Origin of the sequence: Actinoplanes octamycinicus (assembly GCF_014205225.1) — a bacterium.
Lineage (GTDB): Bacteria > Actinomycetota > Actinomycetes > Mycobacteriales > Micromonosporaceae > Actinoplanes > Actinoplanes octamycinicus.
In genome coordinates this window covers 8,658,615-8,679,463 of the sequence record NZ_JACHNB010000001.1, presented here as the reverse complement: position 1 = coordinate 8,679,463, position 20,849 = coordinate 8,658,615, and the positions used below count along the sequence as shown (strand labels likewise).

The window sequence follows — 20,849 nt, the reverse complement described above, 5'->3', positions numbered from 1 at the left end:
CGTGCCTTCTCTCGCTCTCAGGTGCGGGTCCGCGGCCGTGCCGCGTTCGCCATGTCGACCAGGCGGATCTTCTCCGGGCCGTGTGCGGCGCGGGCCATCTCGCGGTACGCGTCCTCCAGCGCGAACCGCACGTCCTTCTCCCCGGTGTCGCCGGTCCGGCCGCCGCCGAGCACCGCGGCCGGCACCTTGACCCCGCCGCGCATCGAGGACAGTGCCTGCTTCAGCAGCTCGGCCCGGAGCTCGGCGAGCTGGGCCCGCTCCACCTCGAGCCGCTCGATGAGCGCCGCCGCGTCGGTCAGCGCCTGCACGTCCACGGTGGCGCCCGGGTGCGCGTGAACCAGCGCCCGGACCGCGCCGACCTGGGAGCTCGCGTACGCCGAGGAGGTGCCGGGGACCCGCTGGTAGGCCTCCACCGCGCCGGTCCGGTCACCGCCGGCCAGCCGGCACCGGGCCAGCCCGGCCGCGGCCGTGGTGTACGCCGGGTCGGTCCGGCTCACCACGTCGTAGTACCCGGCCGCGACCTGCGGGCGCCCGGCCAGCTCCTCGGTGAAGCCGAGCGCCAGCTGCGGGGCCAGCTCACCGGGCAGCACCGAGTAGACCGCGTCGAACCGGGCGCGCGCCGTGGTCCAGTCCTGGGTGGCCAGCGCGAGCAGCCCGTCGTACCAGGCCAGCCGCCAGTCGGCGCCGTCCCGGGCGGCGAACCGGTCGCGGGCCTGCCGGGCGTCGTCGAAGAAGCCGTGCCGGGTGCCCAGGTCGATCTCCGCCCGCAGCGCCCGCAGCCGCACCTCGACGGTCTCCTGCGGGGCGTGCTTGAGCAGGGCGAGCACCTCGGACGGGTCGGTCAGGGTGATCGAGGCGAGGAAGCCGGCCGCCGGGTCGGCCAGGTCGATCAGCGGGGTGGGCAGGTCCTGCCAGCGCGGCGCCCCGGCTTTCAGGTCGGTGCGCAGCTCGCCGGTGAACACCTTGGACGGCGCCGGTTTCGGCGAGCCCTGCGCGGCCACCACCTGACGCAGCACGCCGAGCATCTGCTCCTGCATCTCGGCGGCGTCCACGAACCGCTCGTCCGGGCGGGGCCGGGTGGCCCGGTCGATCAGCCGGTAGAACGACTCGTGCCGGGTGTAGACCTCGAACTCGTTGCGGCTCGGCAGGCTCTCCTTGAAGGTGGTCTGGTAGCCGCGGAAGTCGGTGGTCAGCACCGCCAGGGACCGGCCGATGGTGTAGAGGTCGGAGGCCACCGACGGCCCGTCGGTGGCCATCTCCGGCGCCTGGTAGCCGACCGTTCCGTAGATGGCGGCCTCCTCGTCGTCGATGTGCACGACGCCGCCGAGGTCGATCAGTTTCATCTGGTCGCCGGACTGGATCACGTTGTCCGGCTTGAAGTCGCAGAAGATCAGGCCGCGCTCGTGCAGGTAGCTGAACGCCGGCATGATCTCGATGAGGAACTCCAGGGCCTGGTCCAGCGGCAGCGGGTCGGAGTTCCCGCCGTTCGCCTCGCGGCGCTGCTTGAGCATGTCCTTGAGCGACTTGCCGCCGACGTACTCCATCACGATGTAGCCGGCGCCGTCGTGCTCGACGAAGTTGTAGATCTTGACGATGTTCGGGTGCTCGACCTCGGCCAGGAACCGCTGCTCGGCCAGGGCGGCGGCGAGCGCGTCCTCGTCCTGCGAGTTGAGCAGGCCCTTGAGGACCACCCAGCGTTTCGACACGTTCAGGTCGACGGCCAGGTAGACCCAGCCCAGACCGCCGTGGGCGAGGGCGCCGGCCACCTCGTATTGCCCGCCGACGACGTCACCCTTGACCAGCTTGGGGGTGAAGTTGAACGCCTCGCCGCAGTGCGGGCAGAAGCCGGAGGTGCGCCCGGGCCGGTCACCGCGCGACCGGCCGACCGCGTTGGTGCACTTCGCGCAGTACCGCTTCGACTCCGGCACCTGGGCGTCGACCATGATCGTGCTGGCCGGGTCGACCTTGGCGATCGGGGCGATCTCCACCAGGCCGCTGCCGAACCGGCGGGTCGAGCCGGTACGGCCGCTGCCGCGCCGGCTGCCCCCGGTCCGGGTGGAGAGCGCGCTGCTGCGGGTCGAGCTCTGCGTGCCGGTGTTACTGGTCGCCGACCGCGGCTTGGGCACCGCCGGCGTGGCCTTCTGCACCGGGGCGAGGCCGCAGGTGTCGCAGTACCCGTCCTCGATGGTGCCGCCGCAGCCGTCGCGCTGGCACCGGCCGGGCGCGGCGGGCGCGGGCGGCGCGGCCGGCACCGGCGCGGCCGGCGCGGCCTGGCTCGCGGCGGCCGGGGCCATCCCGCAGGTGTCGCAGTATCCGTCCTCGATGGTCCCGGGGCAGTTCCGCTGGCATTTCATGACCGGGCATCCTTCGCGATCGTGGCGGTGAGCGCTTCCTGGTACGCGTTGACGGCCGCCCGAGCCTGGTCCAGCTCGCACGGCGCGGTGTGTAGAAGGGTGCGGGCCCGCTCGGCGAGCGGGGTCAGCCGGGGATGCTCGCCGAGGCCGTGCCGCAGCGCCTTGGCCTGGTAGGCGCTCAGCCGGCCGCGCAGCTCGTCGCGCTCGGCGAGCAGCTTGTCGTTGTGCGAGGTGACCACCGAGAGCGCGGCCAGCCGCTCCCGGGCGGCCCGCGACCACTGGGCCAGCCGCGGGCTGATCAGCGCCCACTGCCCGGCGGTGGCCAGCGCCTCGACCGCGGCCAGGTCGGGCCGCAGGTTCATCGCGCGGACCGTGGCGATCTGGGTGGCCGGGAACCGGCCGCTGACCCGCTCGTGCGCCTCCTGCGCGGCCCGGGCGGCCCGGTCCAACTCGTCGGCCCGGTCGCGGGCCTCGGCCAGCCGCCGGTGCAGCGAGTCGCGCAGCTCGGTGGCCGAGGTGCGCTCGGCGTCGGAGCGGCGGATCAAATCGCGCACCCGGTCCAGGATCGCAGGGTCGGTGCCGAGCGGGTCGGTGGCGAGCGTGCCGGTCAGGTCGCCGAGCAGCCGGTCGGCCTGGTCCAGCAGGGTGGTCGGGGCGCCGACCCGGCGGGACAGCTCGCGCGCCTGGTCGAGCGCGGCGGCCGCGTCCGCGGCCGCCGGGAGGAGTTTCTGCCACCGCTCGGCGGCCCGGGTGGCCACGTCGACCGCGGTGGTGAACGACCGCTCCATCGCGGCCAGCAGCTCGGCCGGCGTGCAGGTGGTGGTGATCTGACCGGCGCCGAGCAGCCCGCGCTGGGCCAGCGGCACCGTGGTGGTGGACAGCAGGATCGACGAGCCGAGCACCTCGTGCAGGTATTTCGCCCGGTCGGCGTCGCTGAACCGGCGCTGCCCGCGCAGCGACTGGGCGCGCACGATCGACTCGCTGAGCATCCGGTAGCCGTCCCACAGGGTGGCCATCGCGACGCTGGCGTCGGCCCACTCCTGCGCGGTCCGGCCGGTCAGGTGCTTGCCGTCCAGGTCCTTGCGGGCGGGCATCTCGTCCAGCTCGACGAGATTGCGGGAGATCACCTGCACGGCGGTTTCGAGGCGCGCCAGTTCGGCGTCGGCGGGGGCTACCGAAGGGGCCGTCATCGGTACTGGGCCGCCGGTGGCTGCGGGGCCGGTCCGAATCTGCCGAGCCATTTCTCGTACGTCGCCTTCCAGATGCCGTCCCGCCGGGCCTGCTCCAGCACCGCGTTGACGAACTGGGTGAACTCAGGATGGTCCCGGTTCAGCGCCATCCCGTACGGCTCCTCGGTGTGCCGCGGGCCGATCACCTTCGCGTACGGATCCTGGGCGGCCATCCCGGCCAGGATGGTGTCGTCGGTGGAGATGGCGTCCACCTCGTTCTGCTGGAACGCCACCAGGCAGTCGCCGAAGCTGGCCCGGGACACCGCGACCGGCGGCGGGTTGCTCTTCACCTTGCCGATGTTGTCGTACGACGTCGAGCCGGCCGCCGAGCAGATCTTCTTGCCACCCAGGTCCTCCAGCCGCTTGGCCGGCGAATCCTTGCTGACCAGCACCTTCTGCCCGGCCTCGTAGTAGATGGAGGAGAAGTTGACGTCCTTCCACCGGTCGCAGTTCGCGGTCATCGTGTCGGCGACCACGTCCACCTTGCCCTGCAGCACCGAGTTGACCCGCTGGTCGTACCCGATGACGGTGATCTGCAGTTTGTCCGGGCTGCCGAAGATCGCTTTGGCGATCAGCCGGCCCATGTCCACGTCGAAGCCCTCGATCTTGCCGCTGAACGGGTTCCGCGAGCTGAACAGCAGGGTGTCCTGGCTGGTGCCGAGGATCAGCCGGCCGCGTTTCTGGATGTCCGCCATCAGCGTGCCGGCCGGCATCCGACCCGGCTGCGGCAGCGCGCCGGACGGGCGCAGGCTGGCCCGCGGGTTGCACGTCTGCTCCCCGGCCGGCGCCGGCTGCGTCCCGGCGGGCGCGGCGCCCTGCTCGGTGCCCTGGCCGATCGCCTTGGGCGGGGTGGTGGCGTCGTAGCGCGGCGACGAGTCGCCGGCACAACCGGCGGCGCCCAGCAGCAGGGCGACGGTGGCGATCAGGGCGAGACGGTTACGCATCACCGGTACTCCTCCAGGCGGGCACGGATACCGATCACGGAGAGCGCGCAGGCGGCCAGCGCGAGCAGCGGCCCGAGCACGGTCAGCAGGCCGAGCCCGGCGCCGGCGTCCTCGACCTGGCCGGTGAAGGCGTCGGTCCGCTCGTCGATCGCGGCGTCCATCGTCGCGGTCAGGTCGGTGAACCGCTTGCTGGTCTGCTCGCCGATCGCCAGCTTGACCGCCCCTTCGTAGTCACCGCCCTCGTTGAGCCGCCGCACCTGGTCGTGCAGCGTCAGGTACTCCCGGTGCAGGCGGGCGGCCTCGAAGACCTGCGCCCGCGCGTGGCTCAGCCGGGGATCGTTGAAGTCGATCGCGTCCCGGGCGGTGGTGAAGTCGGCCTCGTGGTCGGCGGCGCCCCGGGCGGCCAGCGTGAGCGCCTCGTCGGCCCGCTCGCTGAGCATCAGGATGCGCAGCTCGGCCAGCGCCGCGACCGGGCGCGACCCCTCCGCGTCGGCGGCCGCCAGGTGGGCCCGCTGGTTGGCGAAGATGCCGCCGGTGAGCACGACCAGCACGCCGATCAGGGCGGTGGCGGCGACCAGCGGGATGTTGAAGGTGCGGTGCGTGGTGCGGCTCAGGTAGGCCTGGGTCCAGAACAGCGCGACGCCCAGCCCGACGAAGAGCACCAGCAGCAGCATCAGCCACCACGAGCTGCGGGCCGCGCCGTAGCTGTCACCCAGCTCCGCGCCGGCCGTGCGGAACAGTTGCTGGGCCTGCGGCTGCAGGGTGTCCCGGTTCAGCTGGGAGGCGGTGGAGAGGTAGGACGCGCCGATCGGCAGGCCCTGCCGGTTGGTGGCCCGGGCGGTGGCGACCAGCGCCGCGTAGCGCGCCAGGCCGGTGGAGAGCGCCTCGACCGCCTTGCCGGCCTCGCTGTCGGCCGGCACCAGCCGGGCCGCGCGGGTCAGCGCGGTGCCGGCCCGGGCCAGGTCGTCCTCGTAGCGCCGGGTCAGCTCGGCCGGCTCCAGGCCGCCGGCCAGGAACGCCTGGGCAGCCGTGGTGTCCGCGTCGGCCAGCGAGGTGTAGATCTGCTCCGACTCGGCGAGCAGCGGCTGCGCCCGGCTGCCCAGGTCGGTGGTGCCGGACGAGGCGGCGTGCGCGGTCAGGCCGGCCACCAGACCGGTGAGCAGGCTCAGCGCGAGCAGCGCGGCGAGGATCAGCTGAAGGCGGCCGGGGGAGTGGTGCCGGAGGTGGCCGACCCGGCGCAGCAGACCGTCCACCGGCGGGGTGGTGCTCGAGGTCGCCGGGGACCGGTGCGCCAGGGCTGTGGTCACGCTGTGCCTCCGTACGCCAGGGGTGCCTGCCCGTCCACTGTGCGTCACCGATGCAAGCGATCATCGACCCCAGCCGGGCGGGTGTTGGTGCGAGTCTATGGAGCGGCGGCGCCCGGCGGGTATCCCGCCGGGCGCCGGTTTCGCTGCGATTGTGTGAAGGTCAGCTGAGTTCGCGTTTGAGCAGCTTGCCGGTCGCGGTCATGGGCAGCGACTCGACGATGCTGACGATCCGCGGGTACTTGTACGACGCCATCTGGTCCTTGCCCCAGGCGACCAGCTCGTCCTCGGTGGCGCTGGCGCCCGGCTTGAGGATCACGAACGCCTTGACCTCCTCGCCGTGGCTCGGGTGCGGCACGCCGATCACCGCCGCCAGCGAGACCGCCTCGTGGGTGAGCAGCACCTCCTCGATCTCCCGCGGGTAGACGTTGAAGCCACCCCGGATGATCATGTCCTTGGCCCGGTCGACGATGTAGTAGTAGCCGTCCTTGTCCCGGCGGGCCAGGTCACCGGTCCGGAACCAGCCGTCCCGCATCACCTCGGCGGTCGCCTCCGGCCGGTTGTAGTAGCCGTTCATGATGTTGTGGCCGCGGATGGCGATCTCGCCGATCTCGTCGGCGCCGCCGATCGTGTTCCAGTTCGGGTCGATCAGCTTGACCTCGACGCCCCAGATCGGGATGCCGATCGAGCCGGGCCGGGGCTCCGCGTCCGGGTCGCTGAAGGTGGCCACCGGGGAGGTCTCGGAGAGGCCGTAGCCCTCCAGGATGGTGACCCCGAAACGCTCCTTGACCGCCTTGATGATCTCGACCGGCAGGCTGGAGCCGCCGGCCACGGCGACCCGCATGTTCCGCGCGATCCGCGCCACGTCGACGTTCTCGTTCAGCGCGTTGAGCAGGCCCCAGTACATGGTCGGCACGCCGGCGAAGAACGTCACGTCCTCGCTCTGCAGCAGCTGGACCGCGGCGTTCGCCTCGAACCGGGGCAGCAGCACCAGGGTGGCCGCCACCGAGAAGCCGGCGTTCATGTTCACCGTCGAGCCGAACGAGTGGAACAGCGGCAGCACCAGCAGGTGGGTGTCGGTGGCCGGCTGCGAGCCGAACAGCCGGTTGCAGGTGAGCGCGTTGAGCACCAGGTTCGAGTGGGACAGCTCGGCGCCCTTGGCCTGGCCGGTGGTGCCGCTGGTGTAAAGGATCACCGCGGCGTCGGTCTCGGCGCGCTGCACGGTCTCGAAGACCGGCGACTGCCCGGCGAGGGCCTGACCCAGCGTCTCGGCGCCGTCGATCGGCGACGCGGCCGCCGGGTCCGCGGTGATCAGGAAGAAGTGCTCGCAGCCCTCGGCCGCGTCGAACCCGGTCTTGCCCTCGGCGCCCATCGGCAGCTCCGGCGTGCCCTGGAAGCAGAAGTACGCCTTGGCCTGCGAGTCGTTCAGGTGGTAGGTGATCTCCCGGCCCTTGAGCAGCACGTTCAGCGGGACGACCACCGCGCCGGCCTTGAGGATGCCGTAGTAGACGATCGGGAAGTACGGCAGGTTCGGGCAGGACAGCGCCACCTTGTCGCCGGGCTGGATGCCCCGGGCCACCAGCATGGCCGCCACCTGGTTGGCCGCCGCATCCACCTGGGCGTAGCTCAGGCGCTGCGGGCCGAGCACCACGGCGGCGCGGTCCGGGTAGCGGCGGGCGCTGTCCTCCAGCAGGATGGAGAGGTTGAGCATCAGGTGGTTCCCTTTCACGCGCTGTGACGGCTGTCTCATCCCAACATGAGCGGTCGATAAGGGGAACCGGCCGTTTCGGTTTTGTTTCCCGGTCCGGATTCGTCAGGTCGCCCGGATTTGTGCCGATGGCAGCGACGTGGGAATCCCGGTGATGGATGCGGTGCATGTCGGTCGTCAGCCGATCTTCGACGCCAAGGGCGCGGTGGTCGCTTTCGAGCTGCTCTTCCGTGGCCGGATGGACTCCGTCGCGTCCGGCCGGCAGGACACCTATGCGACCAGCACTGTCATGATCAACGCCTTCACCGAGTTCGGGATCGCCGAGGTGGCCGGCAACCGGCCGTGCTTCATCAACCTCACCCGCGAGTTCCTGACCGGCCGGCTGCCCCTGCCGTTCGGGCCGGAGCAGGTGGTGCTGGAGGTCCTCGAGACGGTCGCGGTGGACGACGAGGTGATCGAGGGGATCACCGCGCTGGCCGCCGCCGGCTACCGGATCGCCCTGGACGACTTCGTCTGGGGCTCCGGCCACGAGCAACTGCTCGGGCTGGCCTCCTACGTCAAGCTCGACCTGCTGGACGGCGACCTGAGCCGGCTCGACGAGATCGTCGCCGCCTGCCGGCTGCACCCGGGACTGCAGCTGGTCGCCGAGCGGCTGGAGACCGAGGAACAGGTCGCCATCGCCGACCACTACGGGATGGAGCTGCGCCAGGGGTACTGGCTGAGCCGTCCCCAGGTGCTCAGCACCCCGAGCCTGTCCCCGTCCCGGCTGCGCCGCCTGGAACTGGTCGCCGCCCTGATGTCCCCGGACGTCCCGCTCGAGAAGATCACCTCGATCATCGTCAGCGACCCGGCCCTGGCCCTGCGGGTGCTGCGGGTCAGCAACTCGGTCGCGGCCGGGGTGGTCAGCCGGATCTCCTCGGTCCGCCAGGCGGTGATGCTGGTCGGGCTGACCCGGATCCGCCGCTGGGCCACCCTGATGGTGGTCGACGACGTCGCCGAGGCCCCCGAGGAGCAGCTGCTCACCGCGCTCACCCAGGCCCGGCTCTGCGAGAACCTGGCCGCCCGGTTCGGCGCCGACCAGGGTGCCGCGTTCGTGGCCGGCCTGGTCACCGGCATGGCCCGGCTGATGGGCAGCACCCCGGCGGCGATGGCCGAGCAGCTGCCGCTCACCGCCGACGTGGCGGACGCGCTGACCAGCGGCACCGGCCGGCTCGGCCAGGTGCTGAACGCGGTCAGCGCGTACGAGAAGGGCGAGGCCGGCTCGGCCGACCTGGCCGTGCCGGCGCTGGACGCGATGCGCTGGTCGACCCGGACGCTGACCGCCGCGCACCGCTTCAACCCGCAGCGGCCACGCTGACGCCGGGACGCGCCACGCGCCCCGGCGATCGGCGATCCACCCGGTCAGCCGGCGAGCGCCCGCCGGCGTAGCACCGGCACCGCGGTGGCGACCACCGCGAGCAGCGCGCAGAGCGCCGCCACCCCGAGCGCGGCATCCCACGGGATGACCAGCGCCACGTCCTGGCCCAGCTCGTCCTCGACCGCGGCGCGCACCCCGGTCAGCGACAGCCCGCCCACCGCGCCGCCCAGCAGCGCCCCGGTCACCGCGGCGAGCACCGCCTCGGCCGTGGTGATCCGCAGGACCTGACCGAGCCCGGCGCCGGCCAGTCGCAGCGCCCGGAACTCCGGGCGGCGCGCCGCGGTGGCCATCAGCAGCGTGTTCGACACGGCGATCGCGGTGTACCCGGCGGTCAGCCCGATCAGCACCCAGAGGAACAGGTCGACCAGCCGGCCCTCCTCGTCGATCTCCTCCTGCACGTAGTCGCGCGCGGTCAGCGCCCGGGCGCCGGCCGCCGGATGCGGGTCGCCGGTCAGCACCACCATGCCGGTCAGGGCGTCCGGGTCGTGCCCGCGGACCAGCTCGCGGGGGAGCACGATCGGGGCGACGGCGTCCGGGTCGATCCGGCGTACGGTGAGCGTCTGGGTCGTGCCGTCCGCCCACCGCAGCTGAAGAGGCGCGCCGAGCGCGACGCCCGCCTCCGGGGTGACCGTGACCGGCGCGCCGGGCACGCCTGCCGCCTCCTCGCCGACGGTCTGCTGACCGCGAGTGATCAGCACCCGGGTGGCCAGGCGCGAGGTGCCGGGCTGACCCTGCACGGCCGCCTCGGACAGCCCGGGCGTGCCGTCCGGAGCCAGCACGGTGGCCGCCGGGATCTCCGCCGTCCCGTCGATCCCGGCCGCCTCCTCGATGGTCGCGATCATGCCGGTCAGCAGCACCGTGATCCCGACCGTGACCAGCACCGGAGCGGCCGTCGAGGCGACCCGCCGGACGCCGGTCAGGGTGCCCTCGCGGACCACCATCCCGGTCGCCGAGCCGCGCCACGGACCGGTCGCCAGCCGCACCAGCGGGCCGATCACCACCGGCGCCAGCAGCGCGGCCGCGGTCAGCAGCAGCATCGCGGCGCCCATCCCGGTGGTGGTCTTGCTCTCCGTCGGCATCCCCGGCATGGCGGCCAGCAGCGCGCCGCCGGCGGCCAGGACGAGCAGGCCGGCGACCCACCGGGCCGGAGTCATCGCGCGGGTCTCGGCGGCCGCCTCGCGCAACGCGGCCAGCGGCGGCACCTTACTCGCCCGGCGGGCCGCCACGGCCACCCCGGCGAGCGCGACGAGCAGGCCGAGCAGGATCGCGCCACCGACCGCGGCGGGTTGCCAGGTGGCCTGGTAACCGGGCGGTTCCAGACCGAAATCGACCATCGGCTCGGCGAGCAGTGGGGCGAGCAGCGTGCCGAGCGGGGCGCCGACCAGGCCGGCGATCAGCGCGATCAGCGCGGTCTCCGCGTAGAGCATCCGGCGCACCTGGCCCGGGGTGGCGCCGGCGGCGCGCAGCAGGCCCAGCTCGCGGCGGCGCTGCGCGGCGGTCAGCGCGCAGGTCGAGGCGACCACGAAGACGGTGGCGAAGGCGCCCAGGGTGACCAGGGCGATCAGCAGCTGGGCGCCGATCCAGCGGATCCGGGTGACCGCGTTCGGCTCCAGGGCGGCGCGGTCCGGTCCGGCGCGGACCGTTCCGGCCGCGCCGAGCAGGGCTTGCGCGCCGCTTGCCACATCCGCTGGATCGCCGGTCGAGAGCAGACCGATGACGCGTACGCCGGAAGCTCTGCCCAGCGCGTCGTCGTCGGTCACGTAGAACCCGGGGCCGTCCGTGGTGCCGACCACGGTCCAGGTCTCCGGGCCCCTGGCGGTCAGCACCTCGAGCCGGCTGTTCACCGCTCTCGCGGCGACCACCTCGCCGGGCTTGCCCGGTTCTCTCCCGGCGCTCAGGTGATAACCGCCGAGCGCGGCCGACGACCAGGCGTGGCCGTCGATCTTCGCGGTGCCCTCGTCCTCGACGCCGTCCTCCTGGACGTAGAAGACCGGGTCGGGGATGACGGCGGTGATCCGCGCGTCCTGGCGCAACTTGTCGGAGATCTTGCTCATCTCGGTCGTGGTCCAGGAGCGGATCTCCGGCTCGCCGAAGTCGTTCGTGCCCACCGACGGCGCCTGCACCATCACCGGCGACGACCGATATCGCTCAGGCGGCTGCGGTCGTGAGGAGAGGTAGAGCGTCACCGATCCGGCCACCACCGCCACCCCCAGCAGCACCGCCACGAACGTCCCGGCGAAACTCGCGAACCGGTGCCGCACCATCGCCCAGGCGATCATCGGACCGACTCCTCGAGCCGGGCGGTGTGCACCGCGATCTTCTCCGCGCCGACCGGCCCGGCCAGGTCGTCGACTACCCGTCCGTCGGCCAGGAACACCACCCGGTCGGCGCGCGCCGCGGCCACCGGATCGTGGGTGACCATCACGATCGTCTGCCCGTGCCGGTCCACCGCCGACCGCAGCAGCCGCAGCACCTCGGCACCGGACCGGGCGTCCAGCGCGCCGGTCGGCTCGTCGGCGAAGAGCACCGCCGGCCGGCTGACCAGCGCCCGGGCGATCGCCACCCGCTGCTGCTGCCCGCCGGACAGCTCCGCCGGCCGGTGCCCGGCCCGGTCGGCCAGGCCCACCTCGGCCAGCATCGCGGCCACCTCTCCGGGCCGTGGCCTGCGGCCGGCCAGGCGCAGCGGGAGCACCACGTTCTGCGCCGCGGTCAGCGCCGGAACCAGGTTGAACGCCTGGAAGACGAAGCCCACCCGGCGGCGCCGGAGCCGGGTCAGCGCCCGCTCGGAGAGGCCGGACAGCGGCTCACCGTCGATGATCACCTCACCCTCGTCGGCCCGGTCCAGCCCGGCCGCGCAGTGCAGCAACGTGGACTTGCCGGAACCGGACGGGCCCATCACCGCGGTGAAGGTGGCCCGCTCGAACCGGGCGTCGATCGCGTCCAGCGCGGTGACCATGGTTCCGTACCGGCGGGTCACCCCGCGCAGCTCGACGGCGGCTGTGTCATGTCGGATCGTCATGCCTCACAGACAACCGGCTGGACGGCCCCGGCACAGTCACGCGGGATTGACGATCGGGGGTAACGCCAGCACTACCGCTTCTGTCGGACCGCCCGGGTAGGTTGCGGGGCATGCCGGCTCGCAACGCGCTCGAGGCGCTCACCCTGCGACCGACCGTGTTCCTGCGGTCGTCGTGGCCGTGGCGCTCGCTGGCCTACCTGGCCGGTGGCGCGCTGCTCGGCTTCGCCACCATCCTCGCCGTGGTCGGCATGCTGGTGGCCGGGGTGCTGCTGTCCATCGTGGTGATCGGCTTCGCGGGTTACCTGGCGACCGTGCTCTCCGGCGTCGCGGTCGGCCGGCTGGAGCGGCGCCGGCTGCGCCTGGTCGACTTCGACGAGCTGCCCGACCCGCACCGGCCACCACCGCGGGCCGGGCTGCGCGCCTGGCTGCTGGTCCGGCTGCGGGAGCAGGCCACCTGGCGCGAGCTGGGTTACACGATGATGTCCGCCGCCCTGTTCTGCTGGATGGACGCGCTGGTCGTCGGTGGGGTGATCTACGAGGTGCTGACCACCTTCGGCGCCCCGCTCTACATGTCCGACGAGCCCGAGGGCCACCGCTGGGCGCTGTTCCTGGCCGGCATCCCGCTGACCGTGGTGCTCGCCTGGCCGGTCACCGCGTGGGCCGGCGCCCGGGCGGCGATGGCCCGGGCCATCCTGGCCCCGCGCGCCCACGACACCGACGCGCGGCTGATCGAGGTGACCCGGTCCCGGGCCCGGCTGGTCGACGCGTTCGAGGTGGAGCGCCGCCGGATCGAGCGTGACCTGCACGACGGCGCCCAGCAGCGGCTGGTCGCGCTGAGCATGCAGCTCGGCCTGGCCCGGCTCGAGCTCCCCCCGGGCAGCCCCGCCGCCGAGTCCGTCGCCGAGGCCCACCACCTGGCCAAACAGGCGCTGACCGACCTCCGGGAGCTGATCCGCGGCGTGCACCCCAAGGTGCTGACCGACCGCGGCCTGGCCGCTGCGGCCGGCGAGGCGGCGTCCACCGCCCCGCTCCCGGTCGAGCTGGACTTCCGGCTGCCCGGCCGGCTGCCCGCCGCGGTCGAGGTGACCGCCTATTTCGTGATCGTCGAGGCCCTCACCAACGTGGCCAAGCACAGTGGCGCCACCCGGGCCTGGATCTCCGGCGAGGTGACCGCGTCCCGCCTGATCGTCGAGATCCGCGACGACGGCCGCGGCGGCGCCGACCCGTCCGCCGGCACCGGCCTGGTCGGCCTCGCCGACCGGGTGTCCGTGGTGGACGGCACGGTCGCGCTGGCCAGCCCTCCGGGCGGCCCCACCGTCCTCCGCGTCGAGGTCCCCCTCACCGAGGTCCCGCCATGACAGCCGTGCCACCACTCGGGGGTCTCGCCAGCCGATGTCCCGCCATGACCGTCGTGCCGCCACTCGGGGGTCTCGCCAGCCGAGGCCCTGCCTCGACCGCCGTGCCGCCGGTGGGGGTCTCGCTCGCCGAGGTCCCGCCATGACCGCCGTGCCGCCGCTCGGGGTCTCACTCGGCGACGGCCCGTCGTGACCGTCACGGCTCGGGCTGGCGCTCAGGGGTGCTTCAACGCCCTTGAAGCACCTTTCACGCCCAGCCGGGCGGTGAGTGGCGGGCTGCCGGTGGGGAGGTTGTTCCGGGTTCGGGCTGGCGCTCAGGGGTGCTTCGGCACCCTTGAAGCACCTTTCACGCCCAGCCGGGGGGTGAGTGGCGGATTGCCGGTGGGGGGCGGCTCCGGGTTCGGGCTGGCGCTCAGGGGTGTTTCAACACCCTTGAAGCACCTTTCACGCCCAGCCGGGGGGTGAGTGGCGGATTGCCGGTGGGGGGCGGCTCCGGGTTCGGGCTGGCGCTCAGGGGTGTTTCAACACCCTTGAAGCACCTTTCACGCCCAGCCGGGGGGTGAGTGGCGGATTGCCGGTGGGGGGCGGCTCCGGGTTCGGGCTGGCGCTCAGGGGTGTTTCAACACCCTTGAAACACCCTTCACGCCCAGCCTGGCGGTGACCGGCGGACTGCCGGTGGGACGTCGTTCCCGGCGGTGCGATGGTGAGTCGCTGTTGCGGGCGGAGGTCGGTGCGGTGAGGTCCGGTGCCGAGTGGAGATCAATGTGGCGCGGTGTCGAGTGGAGATCGGTGCGATGAGATTCGGTGCCGAGTGGAGATCGGTGTGGTCAGGTCCGGTTGCGAGTGGAGATCGGTGTGGTGAGGTCCGGTTGCGAGTGGAGATCGGTGTGGTGAGGTTTGGTTGCGAGTGGAGATCGGTGTGGTGAGGTCCGGTTGCGAGTGGAGATCGGTGTGGTGAGGTTTGGTTGCGAGTGGAGATCGGTGCGGGGATGAGTGACGGGCTGCGGGTGGTCATCGCGGAGGACGGGGTGATCGTCCGGGAAGGGGTGGCCGGGATGCTGCGGCGGTTCGGCCACGAGGTGGTGGCCGCGGTCGGTGACGCCGACGAGCTGCGCGCCGCGGTCCGCGAGCACCGCCCGGACGTGGTGGTCACCGATGTGCGGATGCCGCCCGGGTTCAGCGACGAGGGGTTGCAGGCCGCGATCGAGCTGCGCGCCGCCGACCCGGAGCTGCCGGTGCTGGTGCTCAGTCAGTATGTGGAGCAGACCTACGCCGCCGAGTTGCTCGACTCCGGCCGCGCCGCCGCCGGCGTGGGCTACCTGTTGAAGGAGCGGATCGGCGAGGTCACCGAGTTCGTCGACGCGCTGGCCGCGGTGGCCGCCGGCCGCACCGTCGTCGACCCGGAGGTGGTCCGCCAGTTGCTCTCCCGCCGCCGCGACCCGCTGCACCGGCTGACCGCTCGCGAGCGCGAGGTGCTCGGCCTGATGGCCGAGGGCCGGTCCAACGCCGCGATCGCCAAGACCCTGGTCGTCTCCGAAGCCGCCGTCGCCAAGCACATCAACAGCCTGCTCACCAAACTGGACCTCCCGCCGGACGCCGGCGACCACCGCCGAGTCCGAGCCGTCCTCGCCTACCTCCGAGGCTGAAAGGAGCCGGCCACGCCTTCCACAAGGCGGTTCGATTCATCCCGGACCGCCACTTTCGATACGCCCAGCGCCGCACCGCCTCGCACTCGGCGGTGGCTCGCGTGGCATCCCCTCTCGGTCCGCCCGGTGCCGGGGCCCGCATCCTCCGCTTCCGCATGCCGGAGTCACTCCCACCGCCGGAACGTCGCGATTGCGAGTTATGTCCGACCTTTGCGCATCGGATTCGCGGCAAAGGCGTCCGCTTTCTGTGCATCGGAGTTGCGGCCGGCGTCAGCTTCATCTTCCCGATGTTGTGGTTCCGGCGTGTCTGCTCCCAGGCGGGCAGCTGAGTGAAGGTTGCAGTTCGTGTGGCGCTTGTGTCATGCCGGCCCAGCGGGTGCTCAGTGGACGCTGCAGTCGGTGTGGCGCCTGGCGTCCTGCCCGCCCGACGGACGCCGAGCGGAGGCTGCAATCCACGCAGCGCCTGGTGCCGTGCCGGCCCGGCTGGTGCTGGGTGGAGGCTGCAGTCCGCGTGGTGCCTGGTGTCGTGCCGTCCGGGCGGGCGCTGAGCGGAGCGCAGTCCGCGTGGCGCCTGGTGTCGTGCCGTCCGGGCGGGCGCTGGGTGCAAGCTGGAGTCGGCGTGGTGCCTGGTGTCGTGCCGGCCGGGCGGGCGCTGGGTGGAAGCTGCAGTCTCTGTGGCGTCTGGTGCTGTGCCGGCTGGCGGGCGCTGGGTGGAGGCTGCAGTCCGTGTGGCGCCTGACGCCGTGCCGGCCCGGCGTGCGCGGAGCGAAGGCGGCACCGGCCGTGCCGGTCCGGGTCAGCGCTCGGTGACCGCGTTGATCGTGGCCAGCAAGCCGGCGGCCAGGTCGTAGCGGTCGCGGGGCACCACGTGCGGAATCCCGGCCGGCTGGTCCGGCGGTGACAGTGGGCCGGGGTTGGCCCGATAGGCCGCCAGCACCGCCACCTGAGACGTCACCTGGGACGGGAAGTGGAACCGGCCGGTGTCCCGCGTGCCGGCCAGATGCAGGGTCACGTCGATGCCGGCCGCCTGCTCGGCGGACCAGCCCGGGAAGACCGTCTTGAACTCGGCGTAACCGTGCGGGTCGGTGACCTGCGCCCCGTGCAGCGCGGCGGCCGCCGGGTCCGGGGCGCGGTGCACGACCTCCAGGACGGCGCCGGGCAGCGGGCGGTCGACCGCGTCGAGGACCCGGACCCGCAGCATCATCGGCACGCCGGTGTGGGCCGGCGCCAGCTCGCGCCGCACCACGAACCGGTCGGTGGGGAACGGGTCCGGCCCGGCTGGGCGCAGCTGGCAGACGGCCGGCACCGGCCCCGGGAAGTCCAGCGTGATGATGTTGCGACGGCTCAGTACCGGCGCGCCGGTCCGCTCCTCATGTCCCATTTTCGTCCCATCGTCCCCGACCACTTACGTCCCATAAATGATCATCGCAGGACGGAAAGGATTAGATGGGCTTTTTGCCGTAATAGCTCACGTTGCAGCGGATAATCATTTCCGGTACGGCGAGTGCCGTACCGGAAATGGTCCTCTCAAGAAAGCGCGCGCAGGTGCGACAGCACCAGCGGATCGATCGCCCCGGCGACGATCCGCATCTCCAGGTTCTCCACCCCGGCCCAGGAGGCGAGCGCCTCGTCCAGGTCCGCGTCGGCGTGCCCGCGGGTCGCCAGCCGTTCCCGCACCTCGTCGCCGAGCGCGCCGGTCAACGGCTGCAACGTCGCCGGATCGGGGTGCTCGAAATACAGCGCGTGCATCTCGAGCAGCCGACCCAATTCGGTCACCGGATCCGGGTGGTCGTCCACGCGCAGGTCGACCAGGACGTCGCTGGTCCCGCCGTACCCCAAGCCCTTGGCCACCACCAGCAACGCCGCGCTCTGCCGCCCGCGCCGGTCCCCGCCCGCCCGGTCCCCGGCGCGCAGCGCCGCGACCAGCCGGGAGGCGAGCCGTGACTCGTCGGCGGACCCGAGCCACCCGCGCTCCATGTCGCCGACCACGGCCGGCCCGGCCAGCATGTTGCCCTGGATCGCGTAGCCGTCGCCGGCCGTCCCGCCGGCCCAGTCGTGGCAGTCCGCGCCGGTGTAGGTGGCGCCCGGCCCGGTCGGCCCGACCACCCCGACCTGCCGGTGCCCGACCGGCCCGGCGTCCCCGGCGATCAGCGCCTTGACCACCTCCGGCGCGGCCACCCCGGTGCCGAGCAGGGCCAGGCCCTGCGGCCGGTAGGCGAGGTTGGCGTAGGACTGGGTGGCCACCGCGCCGACGTCGGCCAGCGCGGCCGGCACCGCCGCGCCCACTCCGAGGAACTTGCTGGCCACCGCCACACCCAGGGCCGTGCCGTCGGCGGATCGGCCCACGATCGAGAACGTCATGGCCGCACGATAGCCCCTTGCGATCACCGAGGGGGACGAGTAACGTACAACCACATGGTTGTAGGTGAGAACGTTGAGGACGGCGCGGACCGCGTCTTCCAGGCGCTCGCCGACGCGACCCGGCGCGACATCCTGGCGCGGGTGATCAGAGACGGACAGTCCGTCTCCGCCCTCGCCCAGCTCTACCCGATGAGTTTCGCGGCGGTGCAGAAACACGTCGCGATCCTGGAGCGGGCCGACCTGGTGACCAAGGAGCGGCGTGGCCGGGAGCAGATCGTCCACGGCAAGCCGGACGCGCTGCGCAGCGTGGTCGGCGGCCTGATGGACACCTATGAGCGGATCTGGCGGCAGCGGGCCGGCCGGATCACCGAGATCTTGGAGGAGGAATCGTGACCGTCACCGAGACGATCAAGGACACCGAGGCGTTGACCCTCACCTTCGTCACCGACTTCGCCGCGCCGATCGACCGGGTCTGGCAGGTCTGGGCCGATCCGCGCAAGCTGGAGCGCTGGTGGGGCCCGCCGACCTGGCCGGCCACCTTCACCCGCTACGAGTTCGTCGCCGGCGGCGCCGTGCGCTACCACATGACCGGCCCGGACGGCACGAAGTCGCACGCCTGGTGGACGATCACGTCGATCGACGAGCCGTCCCGGCTGGAGTTCGACGACGGGTTCGCCGACAAGCACGGCGAGCCGATCGCCGACGACCAGCCGGTGCACGGCGTGGTCACGCTCGCCGAAGCCGGCGGCCGGACCCGGATGACCGTGGTCAGTCACTTCGCCGACCTCGCCCACCTGGAGCGGCTGACCAAGATGGGCATGGAGGAGGGCATGCGGCTGGCCCTCGGTCAGATCGACGAAGTTCTTTCCAACAGCTGAGCCGGGGTGTTGAGTGGGGGGATGACCCCACCGTTCCGGGCGGATCACGTCGGCAGCCTGCTCCGCCCGCCCCAGCTCCTGGACGCCCGCTCCCGGCGTGCCACCGGCGAGATCGACGCGGACCAGCTCCGCGCGATCGAGGACGACGCGATCCGGGACGTGGTCCGGATGCAGCGCGACGTCGGCCTGCGCTCGGCCACCGACGGCGAGTTCCGCCGCACCGCCTGGCACATGGACTTCATCTACCGCCTGGGCGGCATCCATCCGACCGACGAGAAGATCCAGGTCCACTTCCGCAACGCGGACGGGGAGCTGGACTTCGAGTCGGCGGCGCTCGCGGTGGACGCGCCGATCCGGCTCACCGAGACGATCTTCGGGGACGACTTCCGGTTTCTCGACGCGGTGACCGACCCGGCGGTCACGGCCAAGTTGACCATCCCGTCGCCGAGCATGGTCCACTACCGCGGCGGCCGGGCGGCGATCGACCCGGGGGTGTATCCGGACGAGGATCAGTTCTGGACAGATCTGAGCGCCGCCTACGCCGAGCAGGTGCGCCGGGTGCACGCCCTCGGCTGCCGCTACCTGCAGCTGGACGACACCAGCCTGGCCTACCTCAACGACCCGGACCAGCGCCGGCTGCTCGCCGACCGGGGCGACGACGCCGAGCGCCAGCACCTGCGCTACATCCGGCAGATCAACGCGGCGATCGCCGACCGGCCTGCTGACCTGCGCGTCACCACACACATGTGCCGGGGCAACTTCCGGTCGTCGTGGGCGGCGGAGGGCGGGTATGACTTCGTCGCCGAGGCGCTGTTCAGCGAGCTGGCGGTCGACGGGTTCTTCCTGGAGTTCGACGACGATCGATCGGGTGGGTTCGCGCCGCTGCGCTTCGTGCCGCCCGGGAAGATGGTCGTTCTCGGACTGGTGACCACGAAACGCGGCACGCTGGAAGCGAAGGACACGCTGAAGCGACGGATCGACGAGGCGGCGAAATATGTGCCGCTCGACCAGATCTGCCTGTCGCCGCAGTGCGGCTTCTCGTCGACCGTCGAGGGGAATGTCCTGACCTACGACGAACAGGTGGCCAAGCTGCGGCTGATCGTCGAGACGGCCGCCGAGGTCTGGGGATAAGGCAAGATCAAGACCTTCCTTGACGCAGGTCCGCTGGGGTGCGGATCGCATGCTCCCGGCACCCCTCTGTCAAGGGGTTGGTGTGGGGGATGTTTTAGGGTGGTGGTTGGCGGGTCCGGGTTGTGACTTTTCCGAAGTGTCGATCTTGGGGTTGGGGTCGGCCGCGCTGGAGTTCAGAGTCGCCCCCGTGTGTCCTCCCGGACCCGTCGCTGTCTGTTGTGCCGTGTGGTCGTCTTTGATCATTTGGCGGTAGACGGTGTCGGACAGGCGTCGTTTCAACGCGCGCATGGCTTCCATCGCGGTTTTGCCTTCGGTTTGTTTGCGCTGGTAGTAGGCGCGTGCGGGGGTGTCGTAGCGCAGCTGGGTGATGGCCATGATGTGCAGGGCCCGGTTGATGCGCCGGTTCCCGGCCCGGTTGAGCCGGTGATGGTGATGGTCGCCGGAGGACACGTCGATGGGGGCGGTGCCGTTCCAGGTGGCGAAGTGTCCGCGGGTCGGGAAGCGGTGAATGTCGCCGATGTCGCCGAGCAGACGGGCAGCGCCGGAAGGCCCGATGCCGTTGAGGCTCATCAGCTGGGTGCCGGTGGTGGCCAGGACGGTCTTCAGCTGCCGGGTGGCGGTTTTCATGCGAGCGTCCAGAACGGTGAGCTCGTCGATGAGTTCGGCGGCGAGCTGGTGGCGGGTGATCGCGGCGATGTCGCCGGCCGGGACGCTGACGCGTTCGAGCAGGGCGCGGGCCTGGTCGGTGGTCAGGTTCTTCTTCGCGCCGCCGGGAATCAGTTCGAGCAGCAGCTGGTGCAGCCGGTTGACGGTCTCGGTGCGGGCGACACCGAGCTGGTCACGCCGGTCGGCCAGCAGCCGCAGCGCGACGGTGGCGCCGTCGGCGTGAACGCGGCGCAGGTCCGGGGTGCGTAGCGCGGTCACGGCGATGTGGTGGGCGTCGTGCGGATCGGTTTTACGGCCGTGCCCGGTGTCGAAGGTGCGGGCTTTCGCGGCGAGTTTCGCCGGGACGTCCAGCACGGTTTCGCCGTCGGCGACCAGCCGCTGCGCCACGTGCCGGCCGATGCCGTTGCAACCCTCGACCGCCCACACGCGGTCACGATGGCGCCGGCCGGCGGCCAGCATCGCCTGGTAGCCACCGGTGTCGGTGCCGTACCGGCCGGTGCCCAGGACCTGTTCACGCTCGTTGATGATCTCGATCGTCGCGGACCGCTTGTGCGGATCGACCCCAATGATCAGCTGACCCATGTACCCGTTGACCTTCCCGTCGTCGCGGCAGAACCACACCGGCGGGAGGGCAACGCTACTTACAGCTGGGCAAACCCCTCTTCAGCCACTCCGCGCCACGGTGACCGGCAGGGTCCAAGCCGGGAGAGAGCCACACCCCGCCATCTGAGTGGGCAGCGCGGGCCTGAGAATCCCTACCGATCACCTCGACCAAGCCTGGCCGGGCCGCGGTCGTACATCAATTCTCTTTAAGTAGCGCGGGCCGGGGCCGCCGAT

16 protein-coding genes are annotated in these 20,849 nt (G+C 72.1%); 6 read left to right on the top strand and 10 right to left on the bottom strand.

Features of this window, described 5'->3' with window-relative positions:
- Positions 1-17: 17 nt before the first annotated feature.
- The 5 genes from BJY16_RS39300 to BJY16_RS39280 form a co-directional block, all read right to left on the bottom strand.
- Positions 18-2,354 carry a serine/threonine-protein kinase gene (locus BJY16_RS39300; RefSeq protein ID WP_185044597.1) on the bottom strand — a complete coding sequence of 779 codons (2,337 nt, stop codon included), beginning with the start codon at positions 2,352-2,354 and terminating at the stop codon, positions 18-20.
- Positions 2,351-3,544 (bottom strand): hypothetical protein, encoded by a 1,194-nt coding sequence (locus BJY16_RS39295; RefSeq protein ID WP_185044596.1) that lies wholly within the window; start codon positions 3,542-3,544, stop codon positions 2,351-2,353. Before BJY16_RS39295 ends, BJY16_RS39300 begins: the two co-directional genes overlap by 4 nt.
- Positions 3,541-4,527, bottom strand: coding sequence for a glutamate ABC transporter substrate-binding protein (locus BJY16_RS39290; RefSeq protein ID WP_185046888.1), 987 nt, complete (start codon positions 4,525-4,527; stop codon positions 3,541-3,543). Before BJY16_RS39290 ends, BJY16_RS39295 begins: the two co-directional genes overlap by 4 nt.
- Positions 4,527-5,834 carry a GlnX family signal transduction membrane protein gene (locus BJY16_RS39285; RefSeq protein ID WP_185044595.1) on the bottom strand — a complete coding sequence of 436 codons (1,308 nt, stop codon included), beginning with the start codon at positions 5,832-5,834 and terminating at the stop codon, positions 4,527-4,529. The genes BJY16_RS39290 and BJY16_RS39285 overlap by 1 nt, the downstream gene beginning before the upstream one ends.
- A gap of 160 nt (positions 5,835-5,994) precedes the next feature.
- On the bottom strand, positions 5,995-7,542 hold the full coding sequence (locus tag BJY16_RS39280; protein WP_185044594.1) for a long-chain-fatty-acid--CoA ligase: 1,548 nt from the start codon (positions 7,540-7,542) through the stop codon (positions 5,995-5,997).
- Between the two features lie 151 nt (positions 7,543-7,693).
- On the opposite strand from BJY16_RS39280, the gene BJY16_RS39275 reads away from it, so the two are divergent.
- Positions 7,694-8,896, top strand: a complete 1,203-nt coding sequence (locus BJY16_RS39275) for an EAL and HDOD domain-containing protein (protein WP_185044593.1) — start codon at positions 7,694-7,696, stop codon at positions 8,894-8,896.
- A gap of 44 nt (positions 8,897-8,940) precedes the next feature.
- Here the strand turns inward: BJY16_RS39275 and BJY16_RS39270 are convergent, their stop codons facing one another.
- Positions 8,941-11,235, bottom strand: a complete 2,295-nt coding sequence (locus BJY16_RS39270) for an ABC transporter permease (protein ID WP_185044592.1) — start codon at positions 11,233-11,235, stop codon at positions 8,941-8,943.
- Positions 11,232-11,975, bottom strand: a complete 744-nt coding sequence (locus BJY16_RS39265) for an ABC transporter ATP-binding protein (protein WP_185044591.1) — start codon at positions 11,973-11,975, stop codon at positions 11,232-11,234. The genes BJY16_RS39270 and BJY16_RS39265 overlap by 4 nt, the downstream gene beginning before the upstream one ends.
- Positions 11,976-12,085: 110 nt before the next feature.
- Here BJY16_RS39265 and BJY16_RS39260 point away from each other — a divergent pair, with 110 nt between their 5' ends.
- The gene (locus BJY16_RS39260; RefSeq protein ID WP_185044590.1) at positions 12,086-13,333 is read left to right on the top strand and encodes a sensor histidine kinase; all 1,248 of its coding nucleotides are present in this window, start codon (positions 12,086-12,088) and stop codon (positions 13,331-13,333) included.
- Positions 13,334-14,331: 998 nt separating this feature from the next.
- A complete protein-coding gene (locus BJY16_RS39255; RefSeq protein ID WP_221503267.1) occupies positions 14,332-14,976 on the top strand; it encodes a response regulator in 645 nt (214 codons plus the stop codon).
- 796 nt (positions 14,977-15,772) lie between these two features.
- Here BJY16_RS39255 and BJY16_RS39250 read toward each other — a convergent pair.
- Positions 15,773-16,357 carry a peptidase associated/transthyretin-like domain-containing protein gene (locus tag BJY16_RS39250; RefSeq protein WP_185044588.1) on the bottom strand — a complete coding sequence of 195 codons (585 nt, stop codon included), beginning with the start codon at positions 16,355-16,357 and terminating at the stop codon, positions 15,773-15,775.
- Positions 16,358-16,503: 146 nt separating this feature from the next.
- Positions 16,504-17,337, bottom strand: coding sequence for a DUF1028 domain-containing protein (locus BJY16_RS39245; protein ID WP_185044587.1), 834 nt, complete (start codon positions 17,335-17,337; stop codon positions 16,504-16,506).
- A gap of 54 nt (positions 17,338-17,391) precedes the next feature.
- Between BJY16_RS39245 and BJY16_RS39240 the strand changes: the two genes are divergently transcribed.
- The 3 genes from BJY16_RS39240 to BJY16_RS39230 are packed head-to-tail and all read left to right on the top strand — an operon-like array spanning position 17,392 to position 19,346.
- Positions 17,392-17,730: an ArsR/SmtB family transcription factor gene (locus tag BJY16_RS39240; RefSeq protein WP_185044586.1), complete on the top strand. Its 339-nt coding sequence runs from the start codon at positions 17,392-17,394 to the stop codon at positions 17,728-17,730.
- Positions 17,727-18,215: an SRPBCC family protein gene (locus BJY16_RS39235; protein WP_185044585.1), complete on the top strand. Its 489-nt coding sequence runs from the start codon at positions 17,727-17,729 to the stop codon at positions 18,213-18,215. Before BJY16_RS39240 ends, BJY16_RS39235 begins: the two co-directional genes overlap by 4 nt.
- A 21-nt stretch (positions 18,216-18,236) precedes the next feature.
- Positions 18,237-19,346 (top strand): 5-methyltetrahydropteroyltriglutamate--homocysteine S-methyltransferase, encoded by a 1,110-nt coding sequence (locus BJY16_RS39230; RefSeq protein WP_185044584.1) that lies wholly within the window; start codon positions 18,237-18,239, stop codon positions 19,344-19,346.
- A gap of 69 nt (positions 19,347-19,415) precedes the next feature.
- On the opposite strand, the gene BJY16_RS39225 is transcribed toward BJY16_RS39230, so the two are convergent.
- Positions 19,416-20,633 (bottom strand): IS110 family RNA-guided transposase, encoded by a 1,218-nt coding sequence (locus tag BJY16_RS39225; RefSeq protein ID WP_311775344.1) that lies wholly within the window; start codon positions 20,631-20,633, stop codon positions 19,416-19,418.
- Positions 20,634-20,849: the final 216 nt, after the last annotated feature.

What these genes read in the sequence shown, in the direction of transcription:
- BJY16_RS39300 (WP_185044597.1), bottom strand. Translation starts at nt 2,354, where the DNA reads ATGAAATGCCAGCGGAACTGCCCCGGGACCATCGAGGACGGATACTGC.
- BJY16_RS39275 (WP_185044593.1), top strand. Translation starts at nt 7,694, where the DNA reads ATGGATGCGGTGCATGTCGGTCGTCAGCCGATCTTCGACGCCAAGGGC.
- BJY16_RS39265 (WP_185044591.1), bottom strand. Translation starts at nt 11,975, where the DNA reads ATGACGATCCGACATGACACAGCCGCCGTCGAGCTGCGCGGGGTGACC.
- BJY16_RS39230 (WP_185044584.1), top strand. Translation starts at nt 18,237, where the DNA reads ATGACCCCACCGTTCCGGGCGGATCACGTCGGCAGCCTGCTCCGCCCG.
- BJY16_RS39295 (WP_185044596.1), bottom strand. Translation starts at nt 3,544, where the DNA reads ATGACGGCCCCTTCGGTAGCCCCCGCCGACGCCGAACTGGCGCGCCTC.
- BJY16_RS39260 (WP_185044590.1), top strand. Translation starts at nt 12,086, where the DNA reads ATGCCGGCTCGCAACGCGCTCGAGGCGCTCACCCTGCGACCGACCGTG.
- BJY16_RS39270 (WP_185044592.1), bottom strand. Translation starts at nt 11,235, where the DNA reads ATGATCGCCTGGGCGATGGTGCGGCACCGGTTCGCGAGTTTCGCCGGG.
- BJY16_RS39240 (WP_185044586.1), top strand. Translation starts at nt 17,392, where the DNA reads ATGGTTGTAGGTGAGAACGTTGAGGACGGCGCGGACCGCGTCTTCCAG.
- BJY16_RS39280 (WP_185044594.1), bottom strand. Translation starts at nt 7,542, where the DNA reads ATGCTCAACCTCTCCATCCTGCTGGAGGACAGCGCCCGCCGCTACCCG.
- BJY16_RS39245 (WP_185044587.1), bottom strand. Translation starts at nt 17,337, where the DNA reads ATGACGTTCTCGATCGTGGGCCGATCCGCCGACGGCACGGCCCTGGGT.
- BJY16_RS39250 (WP_185044588.1), bottom strand. Translation starts at nt 16,357, where the DNA reads ATGGGACATGAGGAGCGGACCGGCGCGCCGGTACTGAGCCGTCGCAAC.
- BJY16_RS39290 (WP_185046888.1), bottom strand. Translation starts at nt 4,527, where the DNA reads ATGCGTAACCGTCTCGCCCTGATCGCCACCGTCGCCCTGCTGCTGGGC.